The 18808-nt window shown below is 43.8% G+C and carries 9 protein-coding genes; 1 reads left to right on the top strand and 8 read right to left on the bottom strand.

Going from position 1 to position 18808, the window contains the following annotated elements; genetic code table 11:
• Positions 1-97: 97 nt before the first annotated feature.
• The 8 genes from AC58QM_RS17125 to AC58QM_RS17090 form a co-directional block, all read right to left on the bottom strand.
• Positions 98-1873, bottom strand: coding sequence for an S-layer homology domain-containing protein (locus AC58QM_RS17125; protein WP_497285944.1), 1776 nt, complete (start codon positions 1871-1873; stop codon positions 98-100).
• A gap of 62 nt (positions 1874-1935) precedes the next feature.
• The gene (locus AC58QM_RS17120; RefSeq protein ID WP_497285942.1) at positions 1936-6822 is read right to left on the bottom strand and encodes a sugar-binding protein; all 4887 of its coding nucleotides are present in this window, start codon (positions 6820-6822) and stop codon (positions 1936-1938) included.
• A 697-nt stretch (positions 6823-7519) separates the two neighbouring features.
• Entirely contained in the window at positions 7520-9385 is a 1866-nt protein-coding gene (locus AC58QM_RS17115) for a heparinase II/III domain-containing protein (RefSeq protein WP_497285940.1), read from the bottom strand.
• Positions 9386-9389: 4 nt separating this feature from the next.
• Positions 9390-11687, bottom strand: a complete 2298-nt coding sequence (locus AC58QM_RS17110) for a glycoside hydrolase family 95 protein (protein WP_497285938.1) — start codon at positions 11685-11687, stop codon at positions 9390-9392.
• Positions 11688-11794: 107 nt separating this feature from the next.
• The gene (locus AC58QM_RS17105; protein WP_497285936.1) at positions 11795-13342 is read right to left on the bottom strand and encodes an ABC transporter substrate-binding protein; all 1548 of its coding nucleotides are present in this window, start codon (positions 13340-13342) and stop codon (positions 11795-11797) included.
• A gap of 73 nt (positions 13343-13415) precedes the next feature.
• Positions 13416-14357 (bottom strand): carbohydrate ABC transporter permease, encoded by a 942-nt coding sequence (locus AC58QM_RS17100; protein ID WP_497285934.1) that lies wholly within the window; start codon positions 14355-14357, stop codon positions 13416-13418.
• An 11-nt stretch (positions 14358-14368) separates the two neighbouring features.
• The gene (locus AC58QM_RS17095; RefSeq protein WP_497285932.1) at positions 14369-15292 is read right to left on the bottom strand and encodes an ABC transporter permease; all 924 of its coding nucleotides are present in this window, start codon (positions 15290-15292) and stop codon (positions 14369-14371) included.
• A 148-nt stretch (positions 15293-15440) separates the two neighbouring features.
• Complete coding sequence (locus AC58QM_RS17090) at positions 15441-16877, bottom strand: ABC transporter substrate-binding protein (protein WP_497285930.1); 1437 nt, start codon at positions 16875-16877, stop codon at positions 15441-15443.
• Positions 16878-16937: 60 nt separating this feature from the next.
• On the opposite strand from AC58QM_RS17090, the gene AC58QM_RS17085 reads away from it, so the two are divergent.
• Positions 16938-18800, top strand: coding sequence for a sensor histidine kinase (locus AC58QM_RS17085; RefSeq protein ID WP_497285928.1), 1863 nt, complete (start codon positions 16938-16940; stop codon positions 18798-18800).
• The last annotated feature ends 8 nt before the right edge of the window (positions 18801-18808 follow it).

The raw sequence follows: 18808 nt of genomic DNA, 5'->3' as shown, positions 1-18808 counted from the left end.
TTCCTATTGATATATTAAGATTCATCAAAAAACAACGCCGCCAAATGTTGAGTATGCCCTTACACGGCAATTCTCATCATCTGATGGCGCTGCTTTCTCAAAATGGATTGCTATATTTGACGTACAACTCATAAAGCAATTTAGCAGTCTCTGCACGTGTCATGCTGTCAGTCGGCCGCAAATGCGTTCCATCCCCGGATATCATTCCTTGCTTAACCAATGCAGCTACACTTTCTTTGGCATAATTCGCAACATCCCCATTATCTGTAAATGCGCTAAGAGCCGATACCGAATTTGTAAGTACGAGCTTATAGCTCAGTTGTAAGGCTCTAACCGTCATCACCATCAGGTCCTGTCTGGAAATTGGATCATTGGGCATAAACTGATTGCCGTCTGTGCCATTCGTTATTCCCAAATGCCGGGCTAAAGCTACCGTATGAAAGAAATAATCACTGGTTTTAACATCATCAAAAGAAGCCGCTTCTGCGTAATCTGCCTTCAGGTCAAGGGTGCGAATCAGAAGTGAAATAAAATCAGCGCGTGTGATAGGGTTACCTGGCACAAACGAAGTATCCGTCACGCCATTAATAATACCTTTGGAGGCGAGTACTTCAATCGCTTTACGCGCCCATGCGATGTCTGTAAGATCAGCAAAACTTTTAATCTCATACACGATCGCGTACTTGCTAAAATGAGTCGTTTGAAATGTTACACGCCCTGTTGCGGCATTGTATCTACCAGATGGCACTCTTTGCACGTTGCCCTTGTCGTCGATGTACCAGACATTCACATGTTCGGGGTTCAGCAACTCTTCTGCAGATGGCTGGTAAGCCACACTTACGGTAACCGGAGCCTTTTCGTTATGCCAAGTTAGCTTCTGACCATCAACTACGATATTGACATCAATGACAGGATGATTGCCAATGCTATTCTTTAGTTCGCTGCTAAAAGTTGATGTATCTACGAGACGAACGGATAGCATGACATCGTTCGATTGTGAAAGATCACTATTTTCCAGCATGTCCTTCGGTATCGTTACTGTCCCCAATGGCGTCTGAATCTCTAGCTGCTTCGTTCTGCTTTCATTCTGAAAGAAGGTTAAAGGAATGGACAAGGCATATCCTGTGGCACCATTAGCAGCATCGATGGCCACTGTTCTAAGGGATGTGGAAGAGGATCCTGTTTGGTCTTCAAGCCCTTTTAGCTGTTCTGCTGTAAGTGTTGCTTTCGCTATCTCCTGGTTAAGAATCGGTGTCAGTTGAACAACATTATTATTCTTACTGGTATCACTTGTCCCCGTACTAGGGGGCAGCACTTGGATTGGACTTCCCCCTGTCGACTTACTAATGATACCGAGAGTTGAAGATGTGCCCTCTGTCCAAATGGAAGGTGATCCCCCAGAAGCTCCCGATTTTACAGAAAGAAGCTTTATATTCGCATCTCCTTGTTGTAGCGCTGTAAAATTTAATGTGATGAGATTCAGATCACCCTGATTAGGTGGCGATTGACCTGTTTTGGTAATCGCGTATAGAATTTTATTCCCTTCCACCTTTGGGGCAATTTCTAGACTTGCATTAACCGGGAAAAGGGAGCGATTAGGTATAATATCAGGTTCTCCTTGCATGCCTAATTTATGAACGAATTGCAATCGATGTGCATCATAGGTGAACACAATTTCCATGCCATAAAGGTTAGTAACCTGCTCGCCCCTTATTGTCATGGTAACCGTCTGCCCTACCTCTACTCGATCATTTGAAAATGAGACCGTAAACGAAGGTTGTGCTGTTGCAGCATAGCTTTTAGTTAACAGTAAACTCATCGTGAGGGAAACCAGGAACATTAGACAGGTAGTCCATTTCATGTAATTTTTCATCCTCATTATCCACCTTGTGATAGAGTTTAGGAGGAAGGTTTCCCTTCCCCCTATCCTTGCATCTATTGAATTTGCTTAGCTACTTCAATCAAGTCAAAGATATCAATGATATTGTCAAGAATTACATCATACTTTTTCACCGTGATCCAATCACTACTAGACGGGGTTTTACCGTAATGTTGAGCCATGAGGACTAAGTACCCTATGCTAAAGATTTTCCGCTGGTCTTTAAACACATTAATAGCTAAATTTAATGTATTAGCTGCTTGATTCACTTCCAGCTGAGTAGCTGCTTGATTGTTTTTTACAGTAAGAGCTTCCGTTATTTTTCCTTGCAGCGTGGATTTTGTTCCTACTGGATATTGCCCCGTCTGAGTGCCCTCAACCGCTTGTGCCAAGATTGTTTGAGCATTGGTAATCAAGTCTTGAAGATCCGACTTGTTAACAACGACAACAAGGACATTTTGCGAGGACAACTGCGCTGAGCCCATTGGGCTAAGTTCACCTTGAACGTCTGATGTGATTGCAGCGGTCACTGCAATTACAGTTGTTGTGCTCTGTGCGGGTTGCTTAGCTTTCCAGTTCAGTCTGAACACATCACTCGTCGCTGTAATCGCACCGCTTGGTAGCGCACTTACCCCAAAAATACGTACTTGCCCTGGTATATTTTGGTTGATTGTAACCAAAGATAAGCCAGTTTTCAATGAAACCGCATCGACAAACTCAACATTCACTGGATCATAACTAACTGTGACGTCCACACCATAAACAGCAGTGGAAACCGTATTCGGTGGGAAAGCTAAACCGGTATTGGTTGAGAAAGCTGCTCCGCTATTTACTGATCCAACACCTGTTATTGTTGTAGATAACACTTGTTGATTGCCCACGAATTGGCCATTCAATGCAACCAATGTACTTCCTTTGATGTTAGAACCATCCGTGGATGAAGCAACAACGCTTACGAAACCGTTCTTCACTGCCGTCAACAAGCCGGTGGAACTAATGACTGCTTTATTGGTTGGTGTCACGCCATCTGCTTCGTATACATTCCACTGCACCGTAGTACTTGTAGCGGTTGAAGGAATAACAAACGCATGGAACTGCGAAGTTCCGCCATTTGTACTTATATCGTCCCCATAGACTGAAATGGAGGTAACAAGAAGAGGCGGTGCATCTGTCGTAACCGCAGCAAGAGCACTAGCCCCAGAGAGATTGCCCGCTGCGTCGCGCGCGCGAACACTAAAGCTATAAGCGGTACTTGGCTGCAGATTGCTTACTACGTACGAGGTTGCTGTCAAACCGGAAGCGATTTGCTCCGTCCCACGATAGACCTCGTAAGTTACACTGCTCGTTTCATCCGTTGAAGCCGTCCAGCTCAGATTGGCAGATTGATGTGTTTTTCCCGTAACCTGAACATTCCCTGGTATCGTCGGTGGCGTGGTGTCTGCGACAACAGACTGTGCCGCTAGTGTCACATTTCCCCATCTGAAGGTATTGGAATAACCCACTCCCTTGGTATCACTCCAAATCGCTGTACTTGTTCTGGAACCTACACCCTTGTCATCATTGACCTGTGAGTCAAAGCCTATGACTTTTCCTACAGAACCTTTAATCGTTTTAAATGGGATTTTGACTTCTACGAGATATCCCGTAGCTGTTAACGACGTGGAGCTAGTAAATTCCGACCCATTTCCTTGGCTTCCTACCGTCTTTGCATTGTCATAATTAATTCTATATTGTCTGTCATCCGCCTGATGATTGGTTGTTTTTGCGTTATTCTCATCCAAGAAAACCTCTACAGAATCTTGTTCCCAAGGATTTGCATTGGTTTTACGTAATACAGGATCCGTAACTTCAGAAAGCACATACAAATTATCCACATCCCATAGAACTCGTACCTTCCCCGTAGCACCGGAAGTTACAGGAGCTGTGGAATTATCAATATATTTGTTAACATTGAGAATCGTCGCTGCGTTCCAGATGGGGTCAATAGCACCATCAATCGTAGGCGTACCGAAGCGTGCTGTTCCGCTCTCAGGTGTAAACACCATGGTTTGTCTGATAGCATCAATATCGATGACATCATTACCGATAGGATTGGCGCTTGTATAACTGGTTTCATACGCGCCGATGTCGTATTTAGCACCTTGTGGACGTGCCGCATGAGTAATGTCAATGGAAGGTGCCAATGTTTTCGTCCCTTTATCAATAGCTGGTGAAGTAGACTGAAGACGAAGGAAATTGGCATTCGCTGGATCCAAAGACACAAATTTGGGATCGGCGATCACATCGTTGGTTCCCACTTCTTTTGGCGTGCCGCCACCATAATAAATGTTGTTCGCATAGATGACAAATTCACTGCCGCTGGCATTATTAATCGCGTAATTGATTTCCCCTTGACGAAGATCTCTGGAATACACAATGTTGTTAAAAATATTGACCTTTTCCGAAGAACTTGCGAACAACTGAGCATACGAAAGGTAAGGATTTTGATTGTTGTTGTACAGCGTATTGTTCATAATATCAACGTTAGCTGAGTTAAAGGAATGAATACCTGATCCCCCGTTGTTATAGGAGATATTGTTCTCCACCAACGTTTTCCCTTTATAGGGCGGGAAGGTTGCTCCCGTGTTTTTATTATAATCAATAATGATCCCGTTCCCGTCGGAATACGTTTTAACTTGATTCCATTTCACATTCGTTTGATTGTGATGGACGATATTGTTGCGAATAATACTTTTGTAACCTGTCTGTGTGTCTACATCCACTCCGCCTAGGACACTGATACCGCTACATGCATATATCGTATACCAAGCGTTATTGTAAACCAGATTGTCCTCTATGGTGATATAGTCAACATTAGCGGAGCTAATCCCACCACCAGGTAAATCATGAACGACGTTATTTCGGATTGTAATATGATGAAAAGCTGGCAAACCGTTGGTTAAATTCGTTCCACTGTTAATATTAATCCCGTTGGTATTTGCTTTCGTAAATCTAGGATCTCCATAATTAACTGGCAAGCCAGCCGTGGTTTGCTCTAACCAATAATTATAAGCTGCTTCACCATCAGCAAGTGTAAGGTTTGCGTTGTTCCCTTTAATCTCAAGCCCTTCAATGATAATATAACTAGCCTGTATGAGAATAACATCCCAAGCATTATCGCTGAAAAGAACAGGATGCGCGCCAGGAGCCGCTTTGTATGTAATATACGCTGGCTGATTCGTTGCTGTATTCAGTGCTCCTGATTTCGTAATGGTTACCATTCGGTTTCCACCACTGTAGTTGTACGTACCATCCATGATATACACCGTATCTCCAGGAGCCGTAAGATTGGCAGCCTTTTGAATCGTCTGGAATGGAGTGCTAGACGATTTGCCATTATTGGCATCATTCCCAGTCGGACTCACATAATACTCGATTGGAGTTCCAATAACAGGCGCAGCGTCAAGTAATGTTCCAGGGGATGCATTGGTTATTGGAGCTGTTCCCTGAAGATTGGACGTTAATATCTTGATATTGTCTACTAGAATCGTAGATTTACTATGCGTGCCTGCATCAACATGGAGCATAAATGCGGCGATACCATTCGTAGTAAAGGCACTGGCATTTTGTATGGGTTCATTGTTAACTAACTTTGTTGTAACGCCATCTTTCACATGATATAGATCATAGCTTAACGTATCTGCATGTACGACCAATTTGAGCGTGAAGGCTTTATTCACTTCCCATGTCGTCCTAGCAGCAAATGCGCCATTTCCAGTCCCCGATGAACGCGAGAAAATTTTCCCTGTTTTGGAGAGAAGCACCGTATTGCTTTTTACACCACTCCAAGCTCCATCTACTAATCTCAGATAGTAATCGGCATTCGCATCCTTCAGCATGAAATCCGCTTCCAGTGTATAACTTTTGTAAATCGTATCGTTTAACCAAGATTGGAAGATTGGGAAGCCAATATCTCCTGGTTCATCTTGCGTCGTTGTTACATCCACCCATCTGCTGCTGTTCTCTTCAACAATCTTCATCACAGAAGGTGATTTAGCGTCTAAAATATTGGTTTTGATGACGGAACCTGTAGTCGTTCCTGCAATAGAAGTATCTGTATCGTTTGTTTCAAAAGTCGTTGTTCTTAAAAGAGTAGCATCCGCTGCAGGCGTGTAGGCATCACGAATATCATTCGAATAGGACAGTTTGATATTGTCATATCGGATAGTCGTGCTCGTTGCGGCAGTTGTACCAACAGCCTCGATATTGTAATAGACAACACCCGTTGATAAAAAATCATGACTTGGCGTACCATAAGCACCCATTAACGGCTCGCCACTTGCCAGCATTGTTGTTTGACCTGTCGTTTTATCTGTAATAAACAGATCATATTTATTAATATCGTTGTAGAGATCCAACTTAACGACATACGTTTTATTCGCCTCCCAGGTGCCACGTTTAACATAAGTCCCTTGGGCGAGTGTACCTGATCTCACTTGCAAATCTCCACTAGGTAAAAATTTAGCTATGGGAAGATTTTGCCCCCAGTCCCCTGGGATAACCTTCAAATCAAACTCTTTAGCTTGATTACTGAACGTTAAAGATCCTTCAAAACTGAAACGGTTTCCAGTTGTTTGTCCGCTTGAACCCGCTGCATAGTAAAACCGTGTTTTCCCCTGTTGATCTGCTGGCACGGTAACTTCCAGCGCCCGATTTCCGTTGGACTCGCTGACAATCTTTTTGGAGAACGAAGTTTCTACTTGGAACATGGTAGGAACTGGCGCTATCTCTGCTCCGACGGCAAACGAACCGAAATTGGGGTCTGTCGTTTCAAAGGTATGATTCATTTTGACTGTTTCAGCTGCACCAGCTTTGCCGCTAAATTGCGGAAAACTTACACTTGCGATTGAAAATAGCAGTGTGAGTGCCGTGATGCATGAGGCAATTCTCTTCATTTTCTTCATTCCTTGCTTCCTCCTCGTAAACTACTGAAACCGCTGTCATTCCAACTTAGAAAACTCTGCAACCCTCATGCTGCATAACATATTGTTAAATTATGCACCTCCATTGTAAAAAGCTGTTCCCTTGGAATTCAGAATTCCAATTGTAGTTATTCTTTCATTCATATTCTACCTGATTGTGTTTTTTTGGAAATGAAGGATATTTCGATTCCTATCAATATATTAAGATGCCTTATGAAAATAACCCTCAGATCAACTTTCAGTCTGACGGTTATTTTTATGAGACTGCATTTTTATGCGGCTCAGAGGCGCTTGCGCGCACGCGAGGTGCTGAGACGTCGATTTCCGACGGCTCAGGTGCGAGGCTGCGCTGATTTCGGCGTGGCTCGCTGCTGAGACGGCATTTTTTGGCGTCTCAGAGGGACTTGCGCGCGCGCGAGGTGCTGAGACGTCGATTTTCGACGGCTCAGGTTCTAGGCTGCGCTGATTTCGGCGTGGCTCGTTGCTGAGACCGCATTTTTGGGCGGCTCAGAGGCGCTTGCTCGCTCGCGAGGTGCTGAGACGTCGATTCCGTTCAAAGCCACCTCTCCCCCTGTGGCAACTGACAAATCACGAATGACAAATTTCCATTTTTGTCATTCGTGATTATTTTGAGCAGTTATACACCACCTCGGAGAATGAGATTAGAGTAAAATCACTGCTACCTTCCCACTTGTTCAAATGTAAATTCGCAAGAGCCTTGATCAGCATCCGTTTGACAGCTAAGCGTTACCCTGTATATACACTCGCCCCACACTTTTGTCATCCATTTATCGTTCGTTTCGATTCGCTCTTTCTTTATCGTGAATCGTTCCGGATATACCATTCGAACTGCGCTTCCCTCACCGATCTGGAACAGAAGCTCACCCGAACACACTTCTTGTACGTCGCAACAGGTCATGAATTGCCATTGCAAAGCATTACTGCTCCTACTCAGATTATAGGTATCACGCAGGATGACGCTCGCAGAGGAGGATCGATGCAGAGTAATCTCTCGGATCCACTCCCGTATACCGGCCTCAGGCGGATACGCAGCAGATATGTCGAGTGTAAGCCGAGCCTCTTCATCGCCAGCCATGTAAGCTACCCGTTCCGCTTTATAATCACGACCAGGAAGCTGCTCATACCCGTTCACCGTTGGGACATTATGGTACGTGGAACGCATCGTCCATAATTCATACCTTTGATCGCTGAACGTTTGCTTATTATACGAGTTAACGCCTGCATCGACGATGACGGGCTGTCCATCCGCATACAGAATAAACTGTCCAATATCGTTATGATTGTGGCTTTCGTCATTATGACCGCCCTTGGCAGCGATGTATAAACCTGCTGAGGAACCGCTCTTTTCCCTTGCAGCCATCACTTGAATGCCATCCAACCACACATCTCGAAGGTAAGGTGCACAGGCTTTACTCTGATTCAATACCGGATAATACTTGATTTCCGAGAGACTGCGGAGCATAGGAAACCAGGGATGCTGAACAAGTTTATCTGAGCTCAAACGGTACTGATTAACCGCCTGATCACATAGAAGAGAATCTTCTATGAATACCCCGTACTTGTAGGCTTGCACCGACTGAAAATTAGTGATCTTGGCAGAACCGTCAGCGAAATTAATAAAATACCCGTCGTGGATGTGCGCACGATAAATATATCGGCCAATATTTTGAATTAATGGCTCCTTGAACAGATCCACGGTATCGCCTGTGGCATGCTTAAGCAGCTCGAGACAATCGAGCAGCGCTCCTCCAGCCCGGTCCCAATACGTAGTCCCTTCATCACAGCCACCATCCGAATGATAACTTTCCAGAAAAGTATCCAGACTTGTGAGAAATTTAGTGAGCCCTGCCCATCTGCGTGTAGGATCTTCCTCTACAAGAAGCAACGCTGCTAAGAAGCAGGAATTAATCCACGGATTCCAATTGTTTACTGGCTTTTTCGCAAAACCCATCCAAAAGTAATCATCGCGCTCCATATACGCATCCAATATGCGCCTTTTTACTTCCTCCTGAATACGCTGAACGATATGAGGTGTTATCTTGTTCAATTCATCACGAAGCAAATAGGACACCCATGCCAGCAACGAACCTGTCTCTGCTGCTCGTAGATCCAACGAATGGCCCTTTCCGAGAGGCAGTACAGCTTCCTCACTATGCATGATGCCGATCCAACTGGTCTCTTCGCAGATGGCCCATATCCCATTGACAATGTCATCTAGGAATCGTCCTTCTCCCTCCATGCACTCCGCTACGACCAGCGTTCCTAGCGCTGTTCTTCGCTTCAAATACGTCTCATCGCAGAGATCCAATGATCCCGTTCGCGCAAACGTCAACATCATCGATGCCGAGATAATGGGCCACTCATAATGTAAATACGTCTCACCTTGTTCGATCAATTGCTTTCTAACTTCCTCGGGCACCGCTTCCCAATATGCCCTGTCACTTGCCGATGGGAAGAGCTGGAACTGTTCCCGTTTGATCATGTTCTGTTCTTGCAGCATATTACGGAATTGCTCAATAATCACCTAACTACTCCTCCACTACAAGCCGAATTACCTGTCCCGGCTCCATATTAAATTGAATTGTCCCTTGATCATGCTCAATAATGTTTACGATCTGATTGTGTTCATCCTTTGCACAGATAGGCAAGTGAGCATGAACTTGGCAACGTCCACCATGACTGGCACGAATCGTAGCTGATTGCAACTGTCCATGCTCCCATTGCATATCAATTTCATAACCGCCTCGCGCTTTCAAACCAGTAACGCAGCCTTTCTTCCAGCTGGACGGAAGAGCTGGCAGCAGCTCTATGATGCCATGATGGCTTTGCAGTAGCATTTCCCCAATCCCTGCTGCACCGCCAAAATTGCCATCGATCTGAAAGGGCGGATGATTGTCCAGCAGATTGGGCAAAGTTGAATGCGTCAAAAGCTCTCCTATATGAAAAGCCGCCTGATTACCATCTTTTAACCGGGCATAAAAGTTAATGATCCACGCACGGCTCCATCCCGTTTGACCTCCGCCATGAGCCAGACGTCTCTGTAAGGTCATTCTTGCTGCCTCCGCTAATTCTGGTGTACGGCTAATGCTAATGCCAGTTCCAGGATGCAGCGCGAACAAATGGGAAATATGCCGGTGTCCAGGATGGACTTCCTCATAATCCTCGGACCACTCTTGTATCTGTCCATATTTACCAATCTGTGTTGGGGGAAGCTTACTTCGTGCATGTGCTAATTGACTACGCAACTCTTCATCTACCTCCAAGTGCTCGGAGGCGTTCATACAAGCGGAGAATAACTCGGTCAAGATTTGATTATCCATCGTTGGTGAAGAACATAGAATACCTGTTTCCCCGTTAGGCAACATATACTTATTCTCAGGTGAAACTGAAGGCGAACTAATCAGCCAGCCGTTCTCACCCTGAATCAAGAAATCAAGGAAGAACAAGGCCGCTTCTTTCATTGTGTCATAGGCTCTCTTCAAAAACTTCTCATCTCGCGTAAATTGGTAATGCTCCCAGAGATGCAAACTTAACCATGCTCCGCCAAAGGGCCAATAGGTAGCGGGAAGATGCATGTCTTGCGGAGCCGTATCCGCCCATATATCGGTATTGTGATGCGCAACAAAGCCACGGCATCCATACATAATCGCAGCTGTTTGCCTGCCATGCTCCTTCATTCGTTCGATCAGATCAAATAATGGCTCATGACACTCTGACAAGTTGCAGGTCTCCGCCAACCAGTAATTCATTTGCGTATTAATATTAATTGTATATTTACTGTCCCATGCCGGCAGCATGTCATCATTCCATATCCCTTGCAGATTCGCAGGCAATGAACCGGGACGGCTGCAGGCAATAAGCAGATAACGGCCGAATTGCACATATAGGGCAACTAACCCTAGATCCTCTTTCCCCTGCTTAACCAAGTTGAGTCGCTCTGGGGTGGATAGAGTCTCCCGATCATCCGGCTCTCCCCCTTCAAGCTGTATAGTCAACCGATTATACAAGGTTCTATAATCAGCAATGTGGTCTGCTAGCAACATCTCGTATGGCTTGACAACAGCTTGCGCAATCAGATCTGTACACGCTTCCTCAGGATCCGCATATCTAAAAGTTGTAGCAGCCGTCAGCACAAATGTCACCGCACGAGCAGCTTGAATCGTAATATGTTCACCCATGGTCTGGACGACACCACCATCCGCGACTGCCCTTACCATAATGACATAGTCCTTGTCCGATAAGCCGTAGCACTGATTACGCATGACAATCGTGTCATGGCCTATTTTTCCTGTTACATCTGCATATTTACCTTCTTTACGATCTAATCTGGCATAAAGTGAAATACCCGCAGGATTAGATGTCTCAAGACGTGTAACCAGTACACCGTCAGGGAAGCTCGCAAAGGTTTCCCGACGATACGAGTATCCTTCTCGTTCATATGTCGTAGTCGCAACCGCACGTTCAAGGTCAAGCTCTCTGCGATAATTGGAAATACCATTCTCGTCTTCCTCTATAAACAGCAGCAAATCCCCCGCAGGTATATAGTGACGCTGACTGTTCGGTGTTCCTGAAAAAGCCAACTCGGCAAGCCGATGTGCTTCACCAGCTCTTCCTTCTTTGAGCAGTTTCCTCATTTCCTCGAGTTGCGACAAGGCATCCCGATTATTCCGATCGCGAGGTCCCCCATACCAGATGGAGTCTTCATTCAGCTGAATTCTTTCATTTCGAATTTTGCCAAACACCATCCCACCCAACCGCCCATTCCCTACAGGCAGGGCCTCATTCCAATCGCTTGCTGGCTGCTTAAACCATAAATGGGTGCTCATCTACTTTCCACCTTCTGTTTTGTGAAGTTAATACAGCGCCACCAAATCGTGAGTTTCCCCTAATCGGGTAATTCTCAACAATCTGATGACGCTGCTTTCGTTATTTCTTACTTTTTAGTTTTCATAAACTCATCCACTTGCTTTTGTTTCTCAGCAATAACTTTATCCATGCCAGCCTTTTTCAGCTTATCGTTGAACTCTGCCAAGTATTTCTCCGGTTCAAGCACACCGCCGCTAAGGCCATCAATATAGGATTTATAGACACTCGCTAGCGCTGCCTCTTCGTTTTTCGTGCTATCGCTATTATAGGTGAAGCCAAGGATTGGGGATGATACACCCGCTGCGTTAAATGTTTTGAATTTCTCCCATTTCTGAGGATCTTCATTTTGGAACAGGTAAGTCAAGAACTGGTTCCCTACTTGCCAAGTGTTTCCTGGGAAGTACCCAGTATCCTTCGAAGTTGCGAAGCCATCTGGAACTTTGATGACATTTTCCTTACCAGCCACTTTCACATAGTGTTTACCTTCAATACCAAAGTCCATAAGATTGACGATACGAGCATCACTATGCATCAGGTTCAAGAACATAACCGCTCTTTCTGGATCCTTCGACGTTCTGGAAACAGCAAGCATCGAGTTATTAAGATCAGCAGAAGCAACATAAGGTTGCGTAAACTCAACTTGAACTAACGGCTTTTTACTCGCGTTACTAGCCTCTAGATCTCCACCTGGTTTAAGCTGCGACCATCTGGATGCGACCAATCCTTCGTCCGTTTGTGCTTTCAGATTCGTGTTCGTTCCTGGATCTTTCTGGAAGTAACCTTTTTGGTTCCAATTGTACATTAATTTAAATAGGTTCTTCATTTCTTCAGTTTCAAAAAGGTTGACAACTTTAGGGGACGTGCCCGTTTTGGAAATAACACCCGGCGTTGCAAATCCGCCAATAGTTTCATATGGCAGCAAGTTCAAGAAGTTGGAAGTTGCTTGGATTGGAATTACATCCGCAGACTCGCCTGCTTTTACTTGCTGTAGGAATGGTTCCAAGTCTTCCAGTTTTTTAATCGTTTTTAGATCCAATTTATATTTTTCTACCAGATCTTTGCGCAAGAATAGACCTTGCATGGATGCCATTTCTTTTTGCGTAGGAAGTGCATAATTTAAACCTTTGATCGTTGTACCTGTTAAATACTTTGGATTAATCGATTTGATAATATCTTGTCCGTACTTCTCTAACAGATTATTAGCGGGATCATTCAATGCAATGTAGGCACCTTTGGCCACATTAATACTTAGATCGTTACCCGAAGTAAACATGAGATCGAATGGTTCACCAGAAGCAATCATTAGGTTTGTCTTTTGGGCATAATCTCCCCAACCTAAGTGATTAATTTTAACCGTAGCATTAATTTTCTCTTTGGTAATCTTGTTAATTTCTTCTTCAACCAACTGCACATCTTTCTGCGCTGTAGGTCCAGCGAAATAAATCGATATTTCTCGTGGATCCAATTTTTTGGCTGGTGCAGCAGTTGTGGCTGCAGATGAAGAAGCAGGTGCTTTTGTTGCAGTTTCAGTTCCCGCTTTTGAACAAGCGGATAGCAGTACTGCCGGTATCGTAACGGCTAGGGCAATCGTATTCAATTTTTTCATTTTACTCATGTACAAACCCTCCTAAATTATCTACAAGTATATGCTTAGCCAGATAGTCTGGATATAGCCAATCAAAAAATTACTACCCTTTAACAGAGCCTACCGTAAGTCCCTTAACCAAATATTTTTGCAAGAACGGATACACCAGAATAATAGGCCCAATACCTATGACGGCCATTGCCATTTTTGCTGTTTCAGAAGGAAGTGTCTTTTGAATGGCATTCACAGCCTGAATACTAGCAGCACCAGAGTTGATATAGTTAAGATCGCTAATGACCTTATACAACAAATATTGTAAACTTACCAATTTCGGATTGTTAATAAAAATTAATGAGGTATACCAGTCGTTCCAATACGATAACATTTGAAACAACCCGATTGTAGCAAGTACAGGCAACGATAACGGCAATATAATTTTGCTATAAATCCTTAGTTCGCCAGCACCATCGATTTTGGCCGATTCTATAAGCGCATGAGGTATCGTATTCGTGAAGAAAATACGCATAATAATCACATTAAAAGGAACAACAAGATGTGGAATGATCAGCGCGAGCAGCGTATTTTTCAAACCAGCTTGTGAATAAAGCAAATACCAAGGTACGAGTCCACCACCGAATAGCATGGTAAAAAAGACAATGAAAGAAAACTGATTTCGATAAGGAAAGTCGGGCCGTGACACCGGATAAGCAAACAAAGATGTGACTAATAAACTTAGGAACGTGCCCACCACTGTCACTAGAATAGAAATGCCATAGCCTGTTGTTATTTTATCCAAATCATCAATGAGGAACTTATAAGCATCCACGGAAAAAACTTCAGGAATAAATCGATAGCCTTCTCTCAAAATGTTGCTTTCCGCAGAAAACGAAACCGAAATGACTAACAGTAAAGGCAACACACATAGTAAACTTGTAAGTCCCAACACTGTCACCAACACGTAATAACTAACGGGTGACATGGCATTGGCGTGATACGTTTTGGATTTTCTTTTGATGACCGCACGCGATTTAACGACTTCTTCCATTGCAAATCCCCCTAGAATAATGCATTTTCTTTGCTGACTCGTCTGACAACGAGATTCGTCAACAACACCAGTACAAAGCCTACTGACGCTTGATAGAAACCGGCTGCAGCTGACATACCGACATTACCGTTTAACAGAAAATTCCGGTAGACGAACGTATCAATAACTTCCGTAGCAGGAAGCAGTGATCCTGAATTGAGTGGCGCCTGATAGAACAATCCGAAATCCGCATTGAATATTCGGCTAATTTGGAGCAGCACCATGACGATTACAACAGGTGCAAGCATCGGCAGCGTAATATGGAGCATTTGTCTAAACTTGCTAGCACCATCAATTAAAGCAGCTTCATAATACTCGGTATCAATGGATACGATCGCTGCCAAGTAGACTACCGCAAAGTAACCGATGTGCTTCCAAGTGTTGACGACTGGCAGAATATAGAACCATTTATCTGCTTCCGCATACCACGAGATGGCGTCCATCCCAAAGAATTTCAAAACCGTTGAGTTAAAAAATCCAGCTTGACCAAGAATGGCATACAAGATGTAACTTACGGCTACATACGAGATAAAATAAGGAAAAAGGATTGTGCTCTGGAATGCCCTCTTCAACTTCATTCCACGAATTTCGTTCAATCCAATGGATACCGCAACCGCCCCAAGTGTGTTTAACACAATAAATACAGCATTGAAGCCAATCGTATTACGCGTAGCTGTCCACGCCACATCGGTTTGTACGAGGTATTTAAAATTTTCCAACCCTACCCATGGACTGTGTAAAATACCATCTGAGAAATTATAATTTTTAAAAGCAAGAATTACCCCAAACATCGGGATATAGTTGTTGAAAATGACAATGGCTAGCGCCGGCAGCATCATCAAGAATAAAACTCGGAAGCGCACGATATTTCTCATGTGTTCTGAAAGTCTAGTCATGTTGAATCTTCACTCCAATCTCTCTTTGTATAGTCTTATTTTAACTTTTTACAAAGTTTTGAAAATAAAGCATCTTAGGATTTATGTTAAAATATTCAGGTGAAACATAAAAAAAAGAAGAATGTCGATTAATGACATTCTTCTTTTTTTATTTGGTGAGTGGGTGATGCTTGTCAAAAGAGGGATTTATATAGTCATGTAAAGAAATCGATCCTACCTGCACAGCGCTTTGAAGCATCGTATTTAATCGTTGTGTTTCCGCTTGCAGCATATCTTTGACGGAGGCTGTTCCTGAGGCCACGTCCCGATAGGCCTTGAGCCGATTGTTCCAACCAAAATGATCCTGATTGACGATGCTGGCGGTGATCGAACTATCCAAGAGAATGGGCTGTTTTGGATAGAACGACTCCACATCCGCAGGTTGAAAGCTGCTGAATTTAGAAGAAGATTTCGTATTCGAGTAGTCTTGCCGAATACGGGACGAAACGGGAATGACAACATCCTTTTGATAAAGTTCACCGATTACACGATCTGAGTGAATATATTCCCAGAAATGAAGGGCAGCGAGACTATGTTTCGTTGCGCTATTAATACCAATGACTGGCTCCGGGACCAACATTAACGCACCCGCACCTGCTCTCTGCGCATCTAAAGCCGGCGGCATAGCAATATCCCAATCCACGGTAATCTTAAGCTCATTTTCGAGTTGGTAGACATCACTGCTTGAAACAAGCATCATACCCACATTTCCTTTGGCAAACTGGGTTAAGGCTGCATCGTACTTCATTGTGAGATCTCCAGGGAAAAGACTGCCATTCTTTTTCATAGTTAACATCGTTTCCATCCATGGCGCATACCCTGTGGTGTCAAACTTGCCCGTTTGAAAATCAAATAAAGTAATCCCGCTGTACGTCATGGGAATCTCCATACTCTGCATAAACCCGTACCAGTCTTCCCCAAGCGGCCAAACAAATCCATATTTCTGATTACCAATCTGCTTTTGAGTAATCCGAGCAGCCATCTCCTTCAGCTCTTCCAGTGTCTTTGGCGGTCGGTTCTCATCAAGACCTGCTAGTCGAAACAGCTCTTTATTGTACGCAAGTCGAACTGTACTTAAGCCGTAAGGAATCGCGTATTGTTTGCCATTAAAACTACCGTATGAGAGTGCCCATTTCGAATAATTCTGCGTCATGGACGGGGGAATATCTCTCGTCAAGTCTTTGAACCAGTTTTTATACATGTAGGTGGTGATCCAGTCCGATTGGACAGCAAAAACATCCGGTCCTTCCCCTGAAGCCATTAACATATTTAAGGTTCGCGTGTAGTTCTCACGGGGAATGGTCAACATTTGTACAAAGGTTTGATCGGGATTCGAATGGTTGTACTGATCAATTATCTTCCGCATTTCCTGATCCGAACCGTACGACGTAAAAGCAAACGTAAGCTGCTCCTTTGAGGGAGAATTTACAGGCTTCACATCTTGGTTCATAGGCGCATTCATATGCCAAATCTGCTGAATCCCAACTGAGATGAGACCTATGACAAGAAGAACACCTGTCACAAGCAGCCATTTTTTTTGTTTCATTTCCAATCTCCTTCCCTTACAATGGGGATATCAAAAGCTAGGAAGACAGGTGATTGCGTAATGTGGACGCGCCCTTTTAAGCAGCTTTCTCTTCATCATATCAGTATTAAAAGCAGACTGCTTGTGTATTTTTTATCACTCGTGTTCGTTCCGTCATCCATCATTGCCATTTCTTTATATCACCAATCCAGTTCAACAATCTCTCAGAATATGGTCGACTCGATTAACCGTAGTATGCAGATGATGGAGTTGAATGTCCAGGAGACCTTGGAACAAATTGATGATATCACGACCAAAATTTACACAAGCAACACCTTGCAAGGCATCCTGTCTCGTGATCTTTCCAGCGATGAAATCAGCATTGTGAATGAGATGACGCAGCTAAGTACATTGCTCGATAGTTATAGCTTTTCGAACCAAGGTAAAACAAAGTTTACCTTGAATCTATTCTTAATGAATCGACCTGTTTATAATCTCTTTCCTTCCATTCCGCATGTGTACAGTGTAGAATCTGTTCAGAACCTAGATTGGTACCAATCCATGTCTTACAAAAGCAGATTTAAGGTACTTGGCTTATATCAGGCGCCTAGTGAATCCGGCAGTCCATCTCAGTACTTGATTCGTACGGCTAAGCAGCTTTACGAATTAGATAATTTCGCAGTCCCCTACGCGGGACTTATAACAGCGGATGTCAATATTGCCGATTTTGGCAAGATGATGGATAGTTTGAAGCCTTCCGAGCATAGTGAAGTCTATATCCTGAATGCCGCAGGCGAAGTGATGATTGGTCCTCGCATGGATCAAGTGAATCAGCCATTTATCGTCCCTGACCTGTTTACGCCTAGTAAGTCAGAGCATCAACCTGATTTTCAATCCCATTTTCTGTCCATTCAAGGTGAGCAAACACTTGTCGCAAGCAGGCTCATTCCACAATTAGACTGGAAACTTGTAACCGTTTCACCACTTCGTGATTTAAACGGAAAGCTGCTCTCTTTTAGAAATGTCATGATTGTTGTCATTCTTTTTAGCATGGTGATGGCCTTCATTCTTGCCCTTTTCTTCTCTAACAATATTACTAACCCCATTCGAAAATTTGTACGCGCGATCAATACGACGGATTCGGAATTGTTCAATGTTTCCATTGAATATAAGCGAAATGATGAATTTTTATTTTTATTCCAGCGGTTTAATAAGATGATCCGGCAAATGAAAGAACTGGTCGATCAACTCTATGTCACCGAAGTCAAAAAGAAAAAAGCCGAGCTCGAAGCCTTACAGGCTCAAATAAATCCTCATTTTCTATACAATACATTGGATTCGATCAATTGGATGGCGCTTAAAAAGAAGGTACCTGAGATTAGCTTAATGGTGACATCACTCTCTGATTTTTTTCGATTATCACTCAATAAAGGGCGCTCTATTATTCAGCTTCAGGACGAGGTAAACCAAGTTCAGGCTTATCTGACGATTCAACAGATCCGATTAAGTCACAAACTAACGTTCGCCATCGAAGCCCCTTCGCACCTGCTGCAACTGGTTACCGTAAAGCTGATCCTTCAGCCACTGATTGAGAACGCTATCATTCATGGATTCAATGCAAGTAAAGGGCGTGGACATCTGATAATTCAAGTATCCCTCGACTTAGATATCTTGGAATTGCGTGTAATTGACAATGGCAGCGGTCAGCAGGCCGAAGTTAATAAAATTCATGAATTACTGACCTCTACCGGAGAAGAAACGGTTTCATTTGGGATACGAAATGTGAATACTCGCATTCAACAATGGTTTGGTGAACAGTATGGCTTACAGTATGAGGCCAATGAGGATCAAGGATTAACCGCGATTATTCGTATGCCGGCTAAGAAAACAGCGGATGGCTTAGCCAACGATCCCCTGCTGGATCAGGGCGAACATTTATCTTAAGGAGGAAT

The organism is Paenibacillus sp. J22P165 (genome assembly GCF_059692015.1).
Note: the sequence above shows the minus strand (reverse complement) of the source record. Positions and strands in the feature narration are given on the sequence as shown.

Excerpts from the sequence above, each read along its gene's own strand:
- AC58QM_RS17125 (WP_497285944.1), bottom strand. The coding sequence starts at position 1,873 with ATGAAAAATTACATGAAATGGACTACCTGTCTAATGTTCCTGGTTTCC.
- AC58QM_RS17120 (WP_497285942.1), bottom strand. The coding sequence starts at position 6,822 with ATGAAGAAAATGAAGAGAATTGCCTCATGCATCACGGCACTCACACTG.
- AC58QM_RS17110 (WP_497285938.1), bottom strand. The coding sequence starts at position 11,687 with ATGAGCACCCATTTATGGTTTAAGCAGCCAGCAAGCGATTGGAATGAG.
- AC58QM_RS17105 (WP_497285936.1), bottom strand. The coding sequence starts at position 13,342 with ATGAGTAAAATGAAAAAATTGAATACGATTGCCCTAGCCGTTACGATA.
- AC58QM_RS17100 (WP_497285934.1), bottom strand. The coding sequence starts at position 14,357 with ATGGAAGAAGTCGTTAAATCGCGTGCGGTCATCAAAAGAAAATCCAAA.
- AC58QM_RS17095 (WP_497285932.1), bottom strand. The coding sequence starts at position 15,292 with ATGACTAGACTTTCAGAACACATGAGAAATATCGTGCGCTTCCGAGTT.
- AC58QM_RS17090 (WP_497285930.1), bottom strand. The coding sequence starts at position 16,877 with ATGAAACAAAAAAAATGGCTGCTTGTGACAGGTGTTCTTCTTGTCATA.
- AC58QM_RS17085 (WP_497285928.1), top strand. The coding sequence starts at position 16,938 with ATGTGGACGCGCCCTTTTAAGCAGCTTTCTCTTCATCATATCAGTATT.